The organism is Sulfurivirga caldicuralii (genome assembly GCF_900141795.1).
Lineage (GTDB): Bacteria > Pseudomonadota > Gammaproteobacteria > Thiomicrospirales > Thiomicrospiraceae > Sulfurivirga > Sulfurivirga caldicuralii.
This window is the reverse complement of record NZ_FSRE01000002.1, coordinates 348148-365981: the sequence shown is the minus strand read 5'-3', so window position 1 is coordinate 365981 and position 17834 is coordinate 348148. Positions and strand designations below refer to the sequence as shown.

The window sequence follows — 17834 nt, the reverse complement described above, 5'->3', positions numbered from 1 at the left end:
CTATTACTTGAAATAATTGATCTTTTTGCGTTCGGAAGAAGCAGGGATGCCCATGGATTCCCGATATTTTGCGATAGTGCGCCGAGCAACATGGATGCCCTTTTCTTCAAGAAGCTTGACCAGCTTGCTGTCGCTTAATGGCTTTCGAGGGTCTTCTGCGTCAATAAACTCGCGGAGGTAGGACTTGATGGCCGTGGCTGATTGATCATCCTGACCATATTGCGCTACCCCGGACGAAAAGAAATATTTAAGTTCATAAGTTCCGCGGGGTGTCTGAATATATTTCTGATTGGTGGCGCGGGAAATGGTGGATTCATGCAGATCGAGCGCTTCGGCCACTTCGCGCAAGACCATGGGCTGCATCGCCTTTTCACCCTCCTCAAAAAAACGCTGCTGGCGGTCGACGATATAGCGGCCCACGCGCAGGAGGGTTTCGCCTCGGTGCTGCAGGGACTTGATCAACAGACGAGCTTCCTGCTGCTTTTCCTTGAGGGCATTGGCCTGAGATGGGTCCTTGATCTGTTCCGCCAGCTGGATGTATTCAGGATTGAGGCGCAGGCGGGGATAGGCCTCACTGTTGAGTTCCAGCACAAATCGGTCGCCTCGACGGGTCAGAATCAGATCAGGCACCACATAGTCGTTCTCCACCACGGCAAATGCGCGCCCTGGGCGGGGTTCGAGCGACTGAATGAAGTGAATCAGCGCTTCCAGCTGATCATCATTCAGTTTGTAGCGGCGTTTAATACGATTGAACTGGTGGGTTGAAAGCAGTTCGAAATGATTGCTGATGAGATCGCGCGCCTGTTCCAGCAGGGCGGTGGTGGGGCCGTCACGGGTATCGGCATTCAACTGCAGCAGAAGACACTCCTGTAGATCACGTGCAGCGACACCGGCTGGCTCAAATGTCTGCACAACCTTCAGAACAGACTCAACCCTTTCTTCAGTAATGGGAAGCTCGGCATGCTCACTTATGGCTTGCGCAATCGTCTGGAGGGGTTCGTCCACGTAACCATCATCATCCAATGCATCGATGATGTATTGCGCAATGAGCTGGTCAAGGTCGCTATCCCATTCATGAATTTCCGCCTGCCAGAGCAAATGATCATGCAAAGAACGTTGTTCGGCGGTGTAATTTTCAGGCGCTGTCCACTCTTCGGCGTCACCTGAGTGCGTGAGTGCGAGTGAGGGGATGGGGTCATCCTGATAAATGTCCTCCCACGATGCATCGGTTTCCAAGTCATTGCCAAGCGCTGTATCCGTTGTCGCTGAATCTTCCTCGCTTGATAGGGAACCTTCTGTGGTAGCCTCATCCTGAGCATCTAATGCAGCCGAATCATCAGCCAGAACATCCTCTTCGTCCTGATCGAGCTCAAGGAAGATGTTTTCTTCCAGAGTTTGCTCCACCATCGTCTGGATTTCGAGCGCGGACTGCTGAAGAACCTTGATGGATTGCTGCAGCTGCGGGGTCAGCTTGAGTTGCTGACTCTGGCCAATGTTAATCTGCAATCCGGGCATGACTGCCATGAAGGACGTCCTCTTGGTTTTTTCTTATAATGACTTTAATGTATCAAATCACAACCGAAAAGAGGAGGCTATCATGACAATGAAAGAAGAATTGGCACAAATTTTGTCAGAGCTGCCAGACGATGCTACGTGGGATGACCTGTTAAGGGAACTGTATCGCTGGAAGAAGATCACACACGGGATGAGCGAAGAAGAACTCGCCATGCCGGCACCGCTCCCTGAGAACGAATTGAATGCCATTCTGGGCCGCGTTGATTCCGCCAGCAGCCTCCCCGACGACATGCGCAACACCAAAAAGTACAATCCAGGCAACTATGTCACGCTGGGCATGGTTGCCGGAGCAGTGGCAATCTTCTTTGCCATGGTCTTCCCACCCTTGTCATGGGCCGCAGCAGCCGTTGCCGCAATTACGGGGGTGATTGGTGTCATCCACAAGGAAGAAAAGGCCTGGGTTCCAATCCTGCTTGCCATGGTTTCTCTCGTACCCATGATCTTTATCTTTGGCGGCGCACCATCCTGAAGCACAACAAAGCTCAAGTATGCTCAAGAGCCGGCTCTTATGCCGGTTTTCTTAGGTTACTTCTAGTTCGCATAATTTATATTATGTTAAATTGCAGGAATTGGTACAATTTTTCGCTCGCCACTCCACCACGGGTTGCAACAAACCCTTGTCAGTCAAGAAGCTCCAGGACGTTTTTCGGTGGCCGTGCCACTACCGCACGGTTATCAATGATCACAATCGGCCGTTCGATCAGCTTGGGGTGCCTGCTCAGAATTTCCATCCATGCATCTCGCGTCAGCGTACTTTCATTCAGGTGCAATGCCTTAAACAGCGCTTCTTTTCTGCGTACTATGGCTTCTGGCATCATACCCAGCATGGTCAGAACAGCATCCAGTTCTTCAGGGCTAGGTGGGTTGTCAAGGTAGCGTCGCTCTTCCACCGCTACCCCATGTTCCTGTAGCAATTTCAGGGCGCCACGGCTTTTGGAACACCGTGGGTTGTGCCAGATGATGGCCTTCTTATTCGCCATGATCATCCTCCAGTTCACCCAGCTTCGCACTCAGAGCTTTTTCAACGGCCTCGATGCGCTGTTTACAGGCCTGATAGGCCTTGGCCGCTTCATCCACAAGCGGCACCAGCTGATCGATATCCAGCTCTTCGGGCTGATTAAGCCGCTCGGCGATGTTGCGCAGTTTGGCATAGTTTTCTTTATAGCTCGTGCTTTTGCTCATGCTTCCACCTTGGCTTTGCGGACACCATCGTCAAATTGTATCTGTATGGGTTGCCCCACTTTCAAATCTGCACCACGCCGTACCACCCTGCCCTGTTCATCACGCACGAGGGCAAAGCCTCGCTGCAGTTGCTTTTGGGGGCCTAGCAGCAGGATATGTCGCATCCAGTTTTCGATCTGCTGCCTGGCGTTGACCGGGGCTTGCCAGGCGTGTTCCAGCACACGCCTGTGCAACTGGTGCAAAAATTGGCGCTGCAGGTTAATAGGTGCCGTGGCGAGATAGCGTATCTGTTGGCCTGTGCTCATAAGCGCCTGTTTTTGCTTTGTCAGTATCTGGTGTGCTGACCACTGGAGCCGTTGACGATATTGATTGACCTTTTGCCAAGCGTGGTGAAGTGAAAGCCGGGCATTGTGATGGATGGTCTGGTTCAGTTGATTCAGCTGCAATGTACTGCGATGCAGCTGTTGGCGTGCCTGCTTCTGGATGGCCAGCCAATTCTGTTGAGCCTGCCGCGCATTGTCTACTATGACCTCTCGGATATGTGCGATGACCTTACTGGGCGTATCGAAGCGCTGGGCGGCTACTTCGTCCAGAAGCGTGTTATCCCGCTCATGGCCAATACCCGTAAAGACCGGTAATGGACATTGGGCAATACGTTGTGCAATGCTCAAGCGGTTCAACTGGTGCAGATCCAGCTGTGCGCCGCCGCCGCGAATAATCACCAAGGCATCGAAGGGTTCATTGACGTGCTGTGCTTCGATGGCGTCAAATGCAGCCATAAATTCGTCTTCCACACGCTCGCCCTGAAAGCTGGCATGAAAATAGGCGAACTGGCATAAGTCAAACTGCTGCAGCCGCTTTGCATCGCGCTGGAAATCGCCCAGCCCAGCCGCCTTGGGCGGTGCGATCACAGCAACGCGGGTAAATTCCTGCGGCAAAGGAAGCTGGCGGTTGCGCCCATAGAGCCCCATGGCCTTCAGTTGTTCGCGAAGCTTGGCGAGCTGCGCCTGAATATCCCCCAGCGTATAACTGGGGTCTATGTCTTCGATATTGAGCGAGAGGCCATAACGTGGATGAAAGCGTACCTGAACCTTCAACAGTACTTTCTGGCCTGGAGCCAAAGAGCTTCCTGTTGCGGCCACGAATTTGCCCACCAAGCTTTCGATCTGACTCTGCCACAGGGTGGCGCGTACCCTGGCAAGCTCCTGACTGTTCGTATCCGTTTCCACCAGGTGCAGGTACAGGTGGCGGCGTTCGCTGAGCTCGGCTATTTCAGCGTGCACCCACACGCTGGTTGGGAAACGCTGCTGCAGCGCAGCTTCGACTTGATGCAATAATTGCGACAGGCTCAAGGGCTTGTTTTCAGACGGCTTGTCAGCCTCCATCTCCAGCAGGTCAGCTTGAGCTGGCAGCCAGCGTTGAAAGGGGCTCAGGTCCTCGGCCAGTTCGCTGGGCACAAACCATTTTTTGCGCACCGCATCCCAGCGGGCGCCGAGCGCCTTGGCCTGATCCTTTTCCCGAAACGGTACCTCAAGATACTGCACGGTCGCGCTCCTCTGCCCGCCTGATTTCAGCCCGTACTGCTTCCAAGGCAGTTTCGACGACTGACCAGCCTGCATCTGCACGATGCCCCTGCTGGCTCAGAATTTGCCGCCACTTGCGCCCGCCAGGATACCCCTTGAACAGGCCAAGCATGTGGCGTATCACATGATGCAGGCGGCCGCCTTGGGCAATATGACGTTCCGTATAGTCTCGCATTACCTCAACCACGGCGAACCGGCCTTGGATGGGATTCTCGCCGCCATAAAAGCGCCGATCCACATTAGCTAGCATCCAGGGATTCTCATATACCGCACGGCCCAGCATGACACCATCCAGAGGGGGGTCCCCGACTTTTTGCGGACGCAATTTTTCGTCGGCCTCGTCGAGTGTCTGGATGCCGCCGTTTAGCACGATTTCCGTGTCTGGAAAGGCTTTTTTAAGGCGATAGACCCACTCGTGGCGCAGTGGCGGGATTTCCCTGTTCTCTTTCGGGCTCAGCCCCTGCAGCCACGCTTTGCGCGCATGCACAATGAGCCCATCGCATCCCGCTTCGATTTGTGCTGCACAGAAATCTTCGAAAGCCTGATAGCTTTCCATCTCATCGATGCCAATGCGGGTCTTGACGGTGACTGGAATGGAGACAGCGCCCTTCATGGCATGTACGCCTTCGGCAACCAGTCTGGGGTGCGCCATCAGGCAGGCACCAATCATATTGTTCTGCACACGGTCGGACGGACAGCCCACGTTCAAATTGATGGCCTGGTAGCCCCAGCTCTCCCCCATGCGGGCGCACTGCGCCAGTTCATCAGGCGCCGAGCCGCCCAGCTGCAGCACCACGGGCATGTCGTCCTCGTGGCCGAGAAAACGCTCCGGATTGCCGCCATGAATGAGTGCCCCGGTGGTGACCATTTCCGTATACAGCAATGCATGCCGCGTCATGCGCCGGTAGAAGTAGCGGCAATGGCGATCAGTCCAGTCGAGCATGGGCGCCACCGAAAAGCGCGGATTGGGCGTTGAAGTCATGAGGATTAAAGCGTGATTGAATTGCGCTTTATTATAAGGCGTGAAGCAATCGATAAATTCAATGAAGCGGAAGATGGATCTGTAGAAATTGGTGGAGCCGACCGGGATCGAACCGGTGACCTCTACAATGCCATTGTAGCGCTCTCCCAGCTGAGCTACGGCCCCACACGATGGGATGGCGGTATTTTACGAATACGCCGGATATTGTCAATGCCTTGATGGAGGCCGGGGCCGGAATCGAACCGACGTCCAAGGATTTGCAATCCTCTGTATAGCCACTCTACCACCCGGCCATATTGGAGCGGGAAACGGGACTCGAACCCGCGACCCCGACCTTGGCAAGGTCGTGCTCTACCAGCTGAGCTATTCCCGCAAGGCGAAGCGTATTCTAACGAACACGCTTCGATTGTCAATGCCTGCTGTCGCAAAAAGTGGTTGTGCAGTGGTTAGCGATGGTCAGGATGGTCTTATCGTCAGATTCTGACATGTGGCTTAACCCTGTGCCTGCGCCCGCTGGGTGACATACTCAATGGCACGATCCAGCCGTGCCAAGGACTTGTCCTTGCCCAGCAAGGCCGCAACCTGGTCTATGGACGGCGACTGCCCCTGGCCGGTCAGCGCCACACGCAGCGGCATGCCCACCTTGCCCATGCCTACTTCCAAGGTTTGCGCCACAGACTGAATCACACCATGTATCGCTTCAGCCGTCCACTCGCCCAGCTCGGCCAGGCGATCACGCAGCAGCTTCAGCGGTTCCAGCGCCACCGGACGCAAGTGCTTTTTCGCGGCAGCTTCATCGTAGGCGTCAAAGTCCTGATAGAAATAGATAGCCTGGTCGGCCATTTCCACCAGGGTTCTGCTGCGCTCCCTGAGCAGCGCTGCCACCTCGGCCAGGTCAGGCCCCTGTTCGAGATCGCAATTGCGCTCGGCCATAAACGGCGCCAAATGACGGGCAAGGTGTGCACCGCTGCTGCGCTGAATATGTTGCTGGTTGACCCACAGGCACTTCTCTTCATTGAAGGTGGAAGGCGCATTATTGACGGCATCCAGCGAGAAGTATTCGATCATCTCGTCAACGGTAAAAATCTCCTGATCACCGTGCGACCAGCCCAGGCGCACCAGGTAATTAAGCAGCGCTTCCGGCAGATACCCCTGTTCCTTGTACTGCAGCACACTCACGGCACCGTGGCGCTTGGACAAACGCTTGCCGTCCGGCCCTAGCACCATGGGGATATGCGCATACTTGGGCAACGGCGCCCCCAGCGCCTTGAGGATATTGATCTGCCGTGGCGTATTGTTGAGGTGGTCATCGCCGCGAATCACATGGGTAATCCCCATGTCCCAGTCATCCACCACCACGGTCAGGTTGTAGGTGGGCGTGCCGTCGGAACGGGCGATGATCAGATCGTCCAGCTCCTCATTTCTGATGACCACCCGCCCCTTGACCAGATCGTCGATGACCACTTCGCCATCCAGCGGGTTCTTGAAACGCACCACCGGATCGACTCCTTGCGGCGGGGTACCAGTAAAATCGCGGTAGCGGCGGTCGTAGCGCGGCTTTTCGCCGCGGGCTTCCTGTTTAGCACGCAGCTGATCCAACTCCTCCTTGGTGGCGTAGCAGTAATAGGCGTGGCCGCTGTCGAGCAGCTGCTGTATGACTTCCTGATAGCGTGCAAAGCGGTGCGTCTGGTAAAACGGTCCTTCATCATAATCCAGTCCCAGCCAGGCCATGCCCTCGAGGATGGCGTTCACTGACTCTTCTGTGGAGCGCTCGCGGTCGGTGTCTTCGATACGCAGCACGAACTGACCGCCATGCCTGCGGGCGAACAGCCAGGAATACAGCGCGGTGCGCACACCGCCAATATGCAGATAGCCGGTGGGACTGGGGGCAAAACGGGTCTTAATCACTGAAAATCGTCTCCTATCCTCGAAAGCCAGAACTGTTTCAACAGCCATGCGGTAATCAGGGAAGCAAATAATACCATCAGCCAGCTGATGCTCATGAGCGGAAAAAAGGAAAACTGAAACAGATGACGCCACTCCTTGATCAGCGCCTCGCGGCCGCGGCTGAAAAAGTGCTGGAAATAAACGGTACTGAGGATGAGCAGCGCCAGCAGACCACAGGCCACTACCCAGCGTGCCACATCATCTCGCCAGTTCAGCAGATGCTGCAGGTGATGAATATTCATCCCCATGGCCAGCAGCGCCATGGGCATGGCGAAATAGGTAATGCTGGGAAAAAAGAGTGCGCGGCGCTCACTGACACTGCCCTGCCTGAAGCCCGTTCAAATCCCGCTTATGATAGCATTATCTCATTTACCAACCATCTTCCGAGGAACCAACATGAGCGAACAGGCATCAACACCTCAAGTCGGACGTCTGGTCTTTTTTCCTGTCAATCTGTTTGGCGCGGTCATGGGCTATATGGGCATGACGCTGGGCTATTACCTCACCGCCCAGCTGTTCGCCTTCCCGGCGACGGTTTTCAGTGCGTTGCTGGCTGTCTCCACGGCCCTGTTCGCCCTACTGAGCGTTATCTACCTGATCAAGATCATCAAGTATCCGCAGTTCATGGTGAAGGAGTTCAATCATCCCATCGCCATCAACTTTTTCCCCACCATCAGCATCAGCCTGATTCTGCTGGGCAGTGGCTACATGCATCTTGCCCCCGAGGTGGGCTACTGGTTCTGGCTCATTGGCACCAGCATGCAGCTCATCCTGACGCTGGTGATCATGAACCTGTGGATCCACCACGAAAAATGGCAGATCGAGCACCTTAACCCCGCCTGGTTCATTCCCGTGGTGGGGAACGTGATCGTGCCCATGGCCGCACCGGAATACGCCGGCGCGGAAATCGGCTGGTTCTTCTTCTCCATCGGCGTGGTGTTCTGGATCATTCTGCAGGCCGTCATCTTCTACCGCCTTTTCTTTCATCCGCCGGTGGACCGGGTGCTGATGCCGACCCTGTTCATCATGATCGCACCGCCGGCCATGGCGTTCCTATCCTACGTGCACCTCACCGGTCAGGTGGACGCACTGGCACGTATCTTCTATTATGTCGCCCTGTTCATCAGCCTGTTGCTGCTGGTGCAGGCGCCTCGTTTCTTCAGGATTCCGTTCGCCATCAGTTGGTGGGCCTACACATTCCCCGTGGCCGCCATCGCCAATGCCAGCTTCGTCATGTTTGCACAGACGGCTGAAGTCACATTCGCCTATATCGGCGCCTTCTTCCTCTCGCTGGTGACTGTGCTAATTGCGCATCTGACCGCCAAGACATTGTGGGCGGCGAAAAACCGCAAGCTGTGCGTGCCGCCTCCGCAGCCTGTCGTTGAGGAGCCGAGCGCATGATCCGCTATGACCTCATTCCCGCCGATCCGGCCGGGCACATTATTGAAGTCAAACTCACCGTGCCCGAGCCGGTAGCGGAAGGGCAGGTGTTGCGGCTGCCGGCGTGGATTCCGGGCAGCTACCTCATTCGTGACTTTGCCCGCCACGTGGTGCAGCTGGAAGCCCACTGCAACGGCACCCCCATCACCATCGGTCCACTAGACAAGGACCGCTGGCAGTGCGCTCCCTGCGAGGGCCCGCTGGAAATCTACTATCAGGTCTATGCCAATGACCTTTCCGTGCGCGACGCCCATTTCGATCAGCACCACTGCTTTTTCAACGGCACTTCGGTGTTTATCCTGCCGGAAGGCTTTGAAAGCGACTCCTTTGAGGTGGTGCTACATGCCACACCGCACATGCGTGCCGACGACTGGCAGGTGGCCACTACCCTGCCGCCCGTGGCGGTGGACGACAAGGGTTTCGGCGGCTATCGCGCGGAAAGCTACTGGCAGTTAATCGACCATCCGGTGGAGATGGGCGAATTGCAGACCGTTACCTTTGAGGCTAACGGCATTCCACACAAGGTAGCCATTTATGGTCAAGGACGTTTTGACCTGCAGCGGGTCGCAACGGATCTGAAAGCCATCTGCGAACAGGAAATCGCCCTGTTTGGCGAGGCGCCCTTCGAGCAATACCTCTTTCTGGTGACGGTCACGCGCGATGGTTACGGCGGCCTGGAGCACGCCGACTCCACCGCCCTGCTGTGTAGCCGCGACATGATGCCCTGGCCCGGCATGGACAAGCCCTCAGAAGGTTACCTGCGCTTTCTGGAGCTGTGCAGCCACGAATACTTCCATGCCTGGAATGTCAAGCGTATCCAGCCCGCCTGCTTCCAACGCTGCGACCTCAGTGCCCCGGTCTATACCACCCAATTGTGGTGGTTCGAGGGTGCCACCAGCTACTACGACAGCCAGTTTCTCTATCGGGCGGGGTTGATGGATTTCGACACCTATCTGGATACGCTGGCCAAGGAGCTCACCCGTGTCTGGCGCATGCCAGGGCGCCACGTGCAGAGCGTGGCCGAATCCAGCTGGCTCGCCTGGAGCAAGTTCTACCAGCAGGACGAAAATGCCCCCAACGCCATCACCAGCTACTACAGCAAGGGCGCTGCCATCGTGCTGGGGCTTGACCTGCTTATCCGCAAGCATACCCGCGGCCAAAAGACGCTGGACGAGCTCACCCGTCTGCTGTGGCAGCGGCATGGACGTACCGGCACCGGCCTGGAAGATGGTGAAATTGAAACCCTTGCCAGCGAAGTGGCCGGAACGGATCTGAGCGACTACTTTCAGCGGGTGCTACACGACGTGGAAGATGTGCCACTACACGAGCTCTTCCCCGCCTTTGGTGTCGAGTTTGCCTTGCGCCCTCCCACCGACCTGAAGGATCCGGGCGGCAGGACGGAGCAGACGCACTTCCCGCCCAATCTGGGCATCAATGCCCAGACCACGCCGCAACAGACGGTGCGCCTGACGCATGTGTGGCAGGATCGTCCTGCCTATCATGGCGGGCTGAGCGCCGGCGACGAGCTGGTTGCGCTGGATGGATTGCGGCTGACCGGCATGGAGGATCTGGAGAACATGCTCAAGCAGTATGCACCGGGCGAGCCGGTCACGCTCACCTATTTCCGCCGCGATGAGCTGACCACGACCGAAACCGTGCTGGACGAACCGCCTGCCGATCGCGTCGTGCTCACAAAGCGCGAAGGCCATCCCCATCTCGACTGGCCCTGATCAACACACTAAACCACGCCAAAACCCGCCCTGCAGCACGCTGTGGGGCATTTTTTTGCACGGGCAAAAAATCAAAACGTGAAAAAGTCGGGGACCCCCGTCTGGGCGACGGTCAAATAACAGTTGGAGAGGAAAAGAGATTGGGAAAGAATGGCGTCCCGTAGGGGAGTCGAACCCCTGTTACCGCCGTGAAAGGGCGGTGTCCTAGGCCTCTAGACGAACGGGACGGAGTGGAAAATTGGAGCGGGAAACGGGACTCGAACCCGCGACCCCAACCTTGGCAAGGTTGTGCTCTACCAGCTGAGCTATTCCCGCGTGGTGGCGTCCCGTAGGGGAGTCGAACCCCTGTTACCGCCGTGAAAGGGCGGTGTCCTAGGCCTCTAGACGAACGGGACGCAGTTCCAATTTTTGCGCTGCCGCGTTACAGTGGCAACGAGGCGGTATTATAGAGATTGGGCCTGCGCTGTCAACAATCCGCAATAAAAAAATGCATGCTCAAGCCTGTCGGCGCGTTCGCGTCACCTGCAGCTCGATCACACCGGGCAGGAACTCCAGCCGATCCAGCAGCAGGCCCAGCGGACGGCGTTGCGGCAGCAGCACGGTCAGACTGATGCGCACGGTCCCTTCTGCCTCAGTGTGGCTATTGATGGCTTTCACCTGGGCATCCATTTCCCGACAACGGGCCAGTAGATCCATCAGCAGCGTATCCGCTGCATGGGCAACGATTTTCAGCTGCACTTCCAGATGTCCTTCGCCCTCGTTCGCCCAGTAGACATCAATCAGACGCTTGCGTTCGCTGTCGCTCAGATTGAGGATGTTCGGGCAGGTTGCTGCATGCACGGTAATGCCGCTGCCGCGGGTTACATAGCCGACGATCGGTTCACCCGGTTTGGGCTGGCAGCATTTGGCCGCATGCCACGGCAAGGGACCGGCCGCCGTCACCACCTGCGCCCCTTCCGTATCGTTGTGCGCCACATCACTGGTGTGCGCCTGCGCAGGAGGCATTTCAGCCTGGCGGATGACCCACTTCTGCAACGCAGCAGCCAGCTGGACTTCATTGATGGCGCCCTTGCCCAGCTGCTCCAGCAGGCTCTCCTCCTCCTTCAGGCGAAAACGCTCGAGCAGATGCGGCAACACCTCACGGCGCTTCACATTCAGACGCTGCAATGTATTGTGCAGCAGCTGACGACCCTGTTCGATATTGAGACTGCGGTCCTGCTTGTTGAACCAGCTGCGGATCTTTGCGCGTGTACGCGGACTGCGTGTATACCCCAGCGATGGGTTGAGCCAGTTTCGATTGGGGCGCGGCTCCCGCGCCGTGAGCACTTCGACTTGCTCGCCGTTTTTGAGCGCATAAGTCAGTGGCACGATGCGCCCGTTGACCAGTGCGCCACGGGTGCGATGGCCCAGCTCGGTATGAATGGCGTAGGCAAAGTCCAGCACCGTAGCGCCCGCCGGCAGATGAATCACCTCCCCTTTGGGGGTGAGCACGTAGATGCGGTCACTCTGCACCGACACATCCAGCGCACCCAGGTCAGCTAGGGAGGCGGTTTCCAGGTGCTGGCGCACCGCCAGCAGGCTCTGCTCCAGCCGCTCATCGATGCGGGCATCGCCCTCCTTGTAGCGCCAGTGAGTGGCCACGCCGAACTCGGCATGCTGGTGCATGGCATGGGTGCGAATTTGAATTTCCACCATCTTGCCGTTGGGGCCAATGACGACCGTATGCAACGACTGATAGCCGTTTTCCTTGGGGTGGGCGATGTAGTCGTCGAATTCGTCCGGTACCGGTTCCCAGTGGGTATGCACCAGTCCGAGCACTTCATAACAGGTGCCCACGTCATCCACAAAAACGCGCACGGCGCGCAAATCGTTGAGCTCATCCACATGGGCGTGGCCCTTGCGCTGCATCTTTTTCCAGATGCTGTACAGATGTTTGGGACGTCCGGTAATGTCGGCCTCAATGCCTGCTTCCTCCAACAGGGACTTCAGCTGTTGCTTGAAGGCCTCCACATAGGCTTCGCGCTCGCTGCGTTTGCTCGCCATCTCCCGCGCCAGGCGGTAATAGATTTCCGGCTGCAGATAACGGAAGGAGAGGTCCTCCAGCTCCCACTTGAGCTGTCCCAGACCGAGCCGGTTGGCCAGCGGTGCGAAGATATGCAGGGTTTCTGCGGCCACGTGTCGCTGCACATCAACGGGATCCTCCTTGAGGTGGCGCAGGCGTACGATGCGGTAGGCCAGCTTGACCAGCAGCATGCGCAGGTCACTGGTCATCACCAGCAACATCTGACGCAGATTCTCCAGCTGATCCTCGTTTTGCAGCAGTTCTGGATCGAAATCCCGATATTGGTTCAGCTGACGCACACCGGCCAGTAGCCGTCCAATTTCCTCGCCAAACTGCTCGGCGATCACCTCGTTGCTGTAGAGCGGCTCCAGCGTGCGATCCGACAGCAGCGCTGTTATCAGGGTTGCCTCGTCCACCCCCAGTGGATGAAGAACCTGCGCCACCTCCACACTGCGCACATGGCCGACTTGCGGAAGATTGAGCGCCTCATGCGCCAGCGCGGCAGCCTGGGCCAGCAAGGGCTGTTTCTTGGGATCAATCTCCAGGGCTTTCAGCAAGGCGTTCAAGGTCCACTGCCTCTTGCGAGTTCAATATATTGCGGTAACGGGGTGCCCCCCAGCACCGCCAGAAGCGGCGCAGCATGGCCGGCTTCAATGACAATACCGACTCACCGCCCACATCGAGCACACAGCCTGACAGACGGCGCTGTTTCAACTGCTGTGAAACCGCCTCCAACTGTGTCAGCACCCAGTCAAGCGGCTGCGCCTGCCAGTCCAGCAGTATATTGCCAGATGACGCAACCCCAAGGTTCTCCACACAGGGCTGCGCCAATACGCTAGCTCCCACCTGCCGCGCCAGCGCCTCAATGTCAGCAAAGGGGCTGTACACCGCTGCGCCATTGCGGGGAATGCGATGCCACTGTGAATAAACCCCTTCACCCCACGGCCACAGGCTGTTGATTTCAGGCAGATTCTGTGCGCGTCGCCTTTCGTTGAGGGGGTGTTGATAAAACAGCATCTGCGCCTCGGTCAGCAGCCGGTTCCAGTGAGAAGTGGCCTCCCCCTGCATGGGCACCGCGTGCAGATTGGCATGCTCGGCATCCGGCAAGGGAACGGTCCTGAGATCGATGGCCTGTGGCAGGGATACATACCAGCGATCCTCCGCCCCCCACTGCAACTGCACACCCTCCTCGGCAAAGTGCGCATTGAAGGCGTCAAACAGCTCACGGGCCTCTGCCTCTGTCATGCCGACCGCTTCGGCACGAAACAGCACCAGCGTATCCCTATCGGGATGCAGATGCACCGGGTCCATGCGCAGATAGAAACGTTCCGGATCAAAGTCCTGCAGATCCTCTGCTGCAGTGATGGCGGCCCAGGGCACAGGCGGCGTCTGGTGCAGCCAGTAGGCGCTACGGGCAAGCCCCTGCGGCGCCTTGGCCGGCAGGCGGTCTGCATAGCGCAGCCATGGCGCCAGCGCGGGCGCATCCGTATGTTCGCGGGTGAGTTGTGGTGCGTAGATAACCAGTTGCGTCATGACAGGTTCCGCAGACAAAAAAGGCCGGGTTAACCGGCCTTTGGATAAGACAGAATGCGCGTTTACATGTTATCCAGAATGGCGCGGCGAACCTCATCCATTTCCGCCGCCACCGTTACCACCTTGGTGTCGGCACTCTGGGCAATCGCCGTATCCGGATCCTTGAGTCCGTGGCCGGTCAGCGTACACACGACCGTGCTGCCTTCCGGAATCTTGCCGTTCTGGATATCACGCATGGCGCCCGCCACCGATGTGGCCGATGCCGGCTCACAGAAGACACCCTCGGCCTGCGCCAGCAGTTTCTGCGCAGCCAGAATTTCCTCATCGCTGCAGGCATCGAACCAGCCGTTGGATTCCTTCTGCAGGTTCCACGCCAGCTCCCAGCTTTGCGGGTGGCCGATGCGAATGGCCGTGGCCACGGTTTCCGGGTTGTCCACCATTTCACCTTTTACAAAGGGTGCCGAACCGCTCGCCTGATAGCCCACCATTCTCGGGCGCGTACCGACGATGCCGTCACGGTAGTATTCGTCGTAGCCCATCCAGTGCGCGGTGATGTTGCCTGCGTTGCCCACCGGCAGACAGTGGTAATCCGGGGCGCGGCCCAGCTCCTCGATAATTTCAAACGCCGCGGTTTTCTGCCCCTGCAGGCGGTTTGGGTTGATGGAGTTGACGATGGTGACGGGCGCATGATCGGCCACTTCCTTGACCAGACGCATGCCGTCGTCAAAGTTGCCCTTGATCTGAATCACCACAGCCCCGTGCATCAGCGCCTGCGCCAGCTTGCCCATGGCGATCTTGCCGTCCGGAATCAACACGAAGGCACGGATGCCGGCGCGTGCCGCATAGGCTGCTGCCGCAGCGGAGGTGTTGCCGGTAGATGCACAGATAATGGCCTTCGCGCCCTCGTCCACCGCCTTGGTCACCGCCATGGTCATGCCGCGGTCCTTGAAGGAACCGGTGGGGTTCAGGCCTTCATACTTGACGTAGATATCCACATCCTTGCCCAGCTGGCGGGGAATGTGGTTCAGACGGATCAGCGGTGTGTTGCCTTCACCGAGGCTGATGATGCGGGTATCGTCGTGGACCGGCAGGCGGTCGCGGTATTTTTCGATCAGACCGGTATAACGGGGACGAAATGGCATGATTCGGTTCCTTTTTCGACTGCGGTTATGAAAGGGATTCTATGCGAATGCGCTGCACGGTGCCATCGATCTCTGGCAGCGCTTCCAGTGCGGCAATGGCGGTATTCATGGCCGACTCCGGCACCTCATTGGTGATCAGCACCACCAGCGCATCGCCGCTGCCGTCGTCACAGGGCTCCTGATGCATGTGCTCGATACTGATGCCCTGCTCCGCCAGTACGGTCGAGAAGCGGGCCAGCACCCCCGGCGCATCCTTGGCCAGAAAACGCAGGTAGGCTGCACACTGCACGGCCTCCATATCCATGACCGGCAGGTCGCGCGTGGTACGGAAGCCCAGCGCAGGAACCCGGGCATCCGGCGCACAATCCAGTGCGCGAACCACATCCACGATATCGGCCACCACGGCACTGGCCGTGGGCCCGGCGCCGGCACCCGGACCATAGTACAGCGTCGGCCCCACGTGGTCGCCGTGGGTCATTACGGCGTTCATGACCCCACTGACGTTGGCCAGCAGCACAGACTTTGGAATCAGCGTGGGATGCACGCGCATGGAGACGCCGTCGTCCGTCCTGCGCGCAATACCCAGATGCTTGATTTCGTAACCGAGCATGTCGGCAAAGCGCATGTCATCCGCACTGATACGGCTGATGCCTTCGGTATAGACCTTTTCAAACTGCAGCGGAATACCAAAGGCGAGCGAGGCCAGAATGGTGAGCTTGTGGGCGGCATCGATGCCTTCCACGTCAAAGGTGGGATCGGCTTCCGCATAACCCAGTTCCTGCGCACGCTTGAGCACGGCATTGAAATCGGCTCCCGGCTGTTTCATCTCGGTGAGAATGTAGTTGCCGGTGCCGTTGATGATGCCGGCCACCCAATCGATGTTATTGGCAGACAGGCCTTCACGCAGCGCCTTGATTATCGGAATGCCACCGGCTGCGGCCGCTTCGTAGGCTACCTGCACGCCCTGCTTCTCGGCAGCAGCAAAGACTTCATCACCATGCTCGGCCAACAGCGCCTTGTTGGCCGTGACCACATGCTTGCCGTTGTCGATGGCCCGGAGCACCAGTTCGCGCGCCAGCCCGGTCCCGCCCATCAGCTCAACAACAATGTCCACATCAGGGTGGTTGACCACTTGTGTCGGATCATCGGTGAGCTGAATCGAACCGGTGTCCACCGCACGGGGCTTGTTGAGATCGCGTACTGCGATGATGCTCACCTCAATGTTCGCATTCACGCGCTGCTGCAACAGGTCGGCGCTATCTCGCAGAATGGCCAGTGTGCCGCCACCAACGGTGCCGAGGCCGATCAATCCGAGCTTAATGGTTTTCATCGAGTACTCCATCCTTGCGGAACATGTCGCGAATGCCACGAATGGCCTGACGGGTGCGGTGTTCGTTTTCGATCAGACTGAAGCGCACGTGGTCGTCGCCATATTCGCCAAAACCGATGCCGGGGGAAACCGCCACCTTGGCGTCCTTGAGCAGCTTTTTGGAAAACTCCAGCGAACCCATTTCACGGTATGGCTCCGGAATGGGCGCCCACACGAACATGGTGGCTTTCGGCGGCGTTACCGTCCAGCCAATGCTGTTCAGACCACTGCACAGCACATCACGACGCTGCTTGTACATGTCGCGAATTTCCTCCACGCAATCCTGCGGCCCTTCCAGCGCCGTAATCGCGGCCACCTGAATCGGCGTAAACATGCCGTAGTCCAGGTAGGATTTCATGCGCTTGAGGGCATGCACCAGCGTCGGATTGCCCACCATGAAACCCACACGCCAACCCGGCATGTTGTAGCTTTTCGAGAGGGTGTAGAACTCAACCGCAATATCCTTGGCACCCGGTACCTGCATGATGGACGGTGCCTGATAGCCGTCGAAAACGATGTCTGCATAGGCCAGATCGTGGATCACCCAGATATTGTGCTCCCTGGCGATGGCCACCACCTTCTCGAAAAAGGCCAGGTCCGCCACGTCGGTGGTCGGGTTGCTGGGGAAGTTGAGCAGCAGCACCTTCGGTTTGGGCCAGGAATCGCGGATCGCCTTTTCCAGCTCGGCAAAGAAATCCACATCCGGTGTAATGGGCACATGACGGATATCAGCCCCTGCAATCACAAAGCCATAAGGGTGAATGGGATAGGCGGGATTGGGTACCAGCACTGTATCGCCCTGATCGCAGATCGCCATGGCCAGATGCGCCAGGCCTTCCTTGGAGCCGATGGTGACCACCGCTTCGGTTTCGTAATCCAGTTCCACATCGAACTTGTCACGATACCAGTTGCAGATCGCCTTGCGCAGACGCGGAATCCCCTGGGAAACCGAGTAGCGATACACGCCGGGCCGCTGGGCCACTTCCACCAGTTTGTCCACGATGTGTTTGGGTGTATCCTGATCTGGATTACCCATGCCAAAGTCGATGATGTCTTCGCCGCGGCGACGGGCTGCCTGCTTCAGCTCGCCGACAATATTGAACACATAGGGCGGCAGGCGCTTGATTCTCTGAAACTCTTCCACAGATGTTTCCCTAAACAAGAAGGATGTGAGCCACAAAAAGGCTTGCCATTGCAAGCCACCTTTTTGCAGCGCATTGATGCCGTTTATTCTGCTTGTGCCGCCACGGCGCAGGCGTACAACCTGCCGTCAGTCGGCATTTTACGAA

General features: G+C 57.7%; 15 protein-coding genes and 6 tRNA genes. 3 read left to right on the top strand and 18 right to left on the bottom strand.

Features of this window, described 5'->3' with window-relative positions:
* Positions 1-3: 3 nt before the first annotated feature.
* Complete coding sequence (locus tag BUQ81_RS04975; protein ID WP_074201271.1) at positions 4-1524, bottom strand: RNA polymerase factor sigma-54; 1521 nt, start codon at positions 1522-1524, stop codon at positions 4-6.
* Between the two features lie 73 nt (positions 1525-1597).
* Between BUQ81_RS04975 and BUQ81_RS04970 the strand changes: the two genes are divergently transcribed.
* Positions 1598-2044, top strand: a complete 447-nt coding sequence (locus tag BUQ81_RS04970; protein WP_074201435.1) for a hypothetical protein — start codon at positions 1598-1600, stop codon at positions 2042-2044.
* A gap of 151 nt (positions 2045-2195) precedes the next feature.
* On the opposite strand, the gene arsC is transcribed toward BUQ81_RS04970, so the two are convergent.
* The 9 genes from arsC to BUQ81_RS04925 all read right to left on the bottom strand — a co-directional run bounded on the left by arsC (position 2196) and on the right by BUQ81_RS04925 (position 7553).
* On the bottom strand, positions 2196-2555 hold the full coding sequence (gene arsC, locus BUQ81_RS04965; protein WP_074201270.1) for an arsenate reductase (glutaredoxin): 360 nt from the start codon (positions 2553-2555) through the stop codon (positions 2196-2198).
* A complete protein-coding gene (gene xseB, locus BUQ81_RS04960) occupies positions 2545-2757 on the bottom strand; it encodes an exodeoxyribonuclease VII small subunit (protein ID WP_074201269.1) in 213 nt (70 codons plus the stop codon). Before xseB ends, arsC begins: the two co-directional genes overlap by 11 nt.
* A complete protein-coding gene (gene xseA / locus BUQ81_RS04955; protein WP_074201268.1) occupies positions 2754-4301 on the bottom strand; it encodes an exodeoxyribonuclease VII large subunit in 1548 nt (515 codons plus the stop codon). Before xseA ends, xseB begins: the two co-directional genes overlap by 4 nt.
* Complete coding sequence (gene dusA, locus BUQ81_RS04950; RefSeq protein ID WP_074201267.1) at positions 4288-5322, bottom strand: tRNA dihydrouridine(20/20a) synthase DusA; 1035 nt, start codon at positions 5320-5322, stop codon at positions 4288-4290. The genes xseA and dusA overlap by 14 nt, the downstream gene beginning before the upstream one ends.
* Positions 5323-5411: 89 nt before the next feature.
* Positions 5412-5487 (bottom strand) — tRNA-Ala (locus tag BUQ81_RS04945).
* 54 nt (positions 5488-5541) lie between these two features.
* Positions 5542-5615 (bottom strand) — tRNA-Cys (locus BUQ81_RS04940).
* Positions 5616-5619: 4 nt separating this feature from the next.
* A tRNA-Gly gene (locus BUQ81_RS04935) sits at positions 5620-5695 on the bottom strand.
* 119 nt (positions 5696-5814) lie between these two features.
* On the bottom strand, positions 5815-7230 hold the full coding sequence (gene gltX / locus BUQ81_RS04930) for a glutamate--tRNA ligase (protein ID WP_084188242.1): 1416 nt from the start codon (positions 7228-7230) through the stop codon (positions 5815-5817).
* Positions 7227-7553, bottom strand: a complete 327-nt coding sequence (locus BUQ81_RS04925) for a TDT family transporter (protein WP_327192029.1) — start codon at positions 7551-7553, stop codon at positions 7227-7229. The genes gltX and BUQ81_RS04925 overlap by 4 nt, the downstream gene beginning before the upstream one ends.
* A gap of 112 nt (positions 7554-7665) precedes the next feature.
* Here BUQ81_RS04925 and BUQ81_RS04920 point away from each other — a divergent pair, with 112 nt between their 5' ends.
* Positions 7666-8670 (top strand): SLAC1 anion channel family protein, encoded by a 1005-nt coding sequence (locus BUQ81_RS04920; protein WP_074201264.1) that lies wholly within the window; start codon positions 7666-7668, stop codon positions 8668-8670.
* Positions 8667-10439: a M61 family metallopeptidase gene (locus BUQ81_RS04915; protein ID WP_074201263.1), complete on the top strand. Its 1773-nt coding sequence runs from the start codon at positions 8667-8669 to the stop codon at positions 10437-10439. Before BUQ81_RS04920 ends, BUQ81_RS04915 begins: the two co-directional genes overlap by 4 nt.
* A gap of 151 nt (positions 10440-10590) precedes the next feature.
* Here BUQ81_RS04915 and BUQ81_RS04910 read toward each other — a convergent pair.
* The 8 genes from BUQ81_RS04910 to alaC all read right to left on the bottom strand — a co-directional run bounded on the left by BUQ81_RS04910 (position 10591) and on the right by alaC (position 17689).
* Positions 10591-10666 (bottom strand) — tRNA-Glu (locus tag BUQ81_RS04910).
* 12 nt (positions 10667-10678) lie between these two features.
* A tRNA-Gly gene (locus BUQ81_RS04905) sits at positions 10679-10754 on the bottom strand.
* 4 nt (positions 10755-10758) lie between these two features.
* Positions 10759-10834 (bottom strand) — tRNA-Glu (locus BUQ81_RS04900).
* Between the two features lie 100 nt (positions 10835-10934).
* Positions 10935-13067 (bottom strand): RelA/SpoT family protein, encoded by a 2133-nt coding sequence (locus tag BUQ81_RS04895; protein ID WP_074201262.1) that lies wholly within the window; start codon positions 13065-13067, stop codon positions 10935-10937.
* Positions 13036-14034, bottom strand: coding sequence for a hypothetical protein (locus BUQ81_RS04890; protein ID WP_074201261.1), 999 nt, complete (start codon positions 14032-14034; stop codon positions 13036-13038). Before BUQ81_RS04890 ends, BUQ81_RS04895 begins: the two co-directional genes overlap by 32 nt.
* Positions 14035-14096: 62 nt before the next feature.
* A complete protein-coding gene (gene thrC, locus BUQ81_RS04885) occupies positions 14097-15176 on the bottom strand; it encodes a threonine synthase (protein ID WP_074201260.1) in 1080 nt (359 codons plus the stop codon).
* 25 nt (positions 15177-15201) lie between these two features.
* Entirely contained in the window at positions 15202-16506 is a 1305-nt protein-coding gene (locus BUQ81_RS04880; protein ID WP_074201259.1) for a homoserine dehydrogenase, read from the bottom strand.
* The gene (alaC, locus tag BUQ81_RS04875) at positions 16493-17689 is read right to left on the bottom strand and encodes an alanine transaminase (protein ID WP_074201258.1); all 1197 of its coding nucleotides are present in this window, start codon (positions 17687-17689) and stop codon (positions 16493-16495) included. Before alaC ends, BUQ81_RS04880 begins: the two co-directional genes overlap by 14 nt.
* Positions 17690-17834: the final 145 nt, after the last annotated feature.

Bases quoted from the DNA above. Each gene is read 5' to 3' on its own strand.
- BUQ81_RS04975 (WP_074201271.1), bottom strand. From the start codon at position 1,524: ATGGCAGTCATGCCCGGATTGCAGATTAACATTGGCCAGAGTCAGCAA.
- BUQ81_RS04970 (WP_074201435.1), top strand. From the start codon at position 1,598: ATGACAATGAAAGAAGAATTGGCACAAATTTTGTCAGAGCTGCCAGAC.
- arsC (WP_074201270.1), bottom strand. From the start codon at position 2,555: ATGGCGAATAAGAAGGCCATCATCTGGCACAACCCACGGTGTTCCAAA.
- xseB (WP_074201269.1), bottom strand. From the start codon at position 2,757: ATGAGCAAAAGCACGAGCTATAAAGAAAACTATGCCAAACTGCGCAAC.
- dusA (WP_074201267.1), bottom strand. From the start codon at position 5,322: ATGACTTCAACGCCCAATCCGCGCTTTTCGGTGGCGCCCATGCTCGAC.
- BUQ81_RS04920 (WP_074201264.1), top strand. From the start codon at position 7,666: ATGAGCGAACAGGCATCAACACCTCAAGTCGGACGTCTGGTCTTTTTT.
- BUQ81_RS04915 (WP_074201263.1), top strand. From the start codon at position 8,667: ATGATCCGCTATGACCTCATTCCCGCCGATCCGGCCGGGCACATTATT.
- BUQ81_RS04890 (WP_074201261.1), bottom strand. From the start codon at position 14,034: ATGACGCAACTGGTTATCTACGCACCACAACTCACCCGCGAACATACG.
- thrC (WP_074201260.1), bottom strand. From the start codon at position 15,176: ATGCCATTTCGTCCCCGTTATACCGGTCTGATCGAAAAATACCGCGAC.
- BUQ81_RS04880 (WP_074201259.1), bottom strand. From the start codon at position 16,506: ATGAAAACCATTAAGCTCGGATTGATCGGCCTCGGCACCGTTGGTGGC.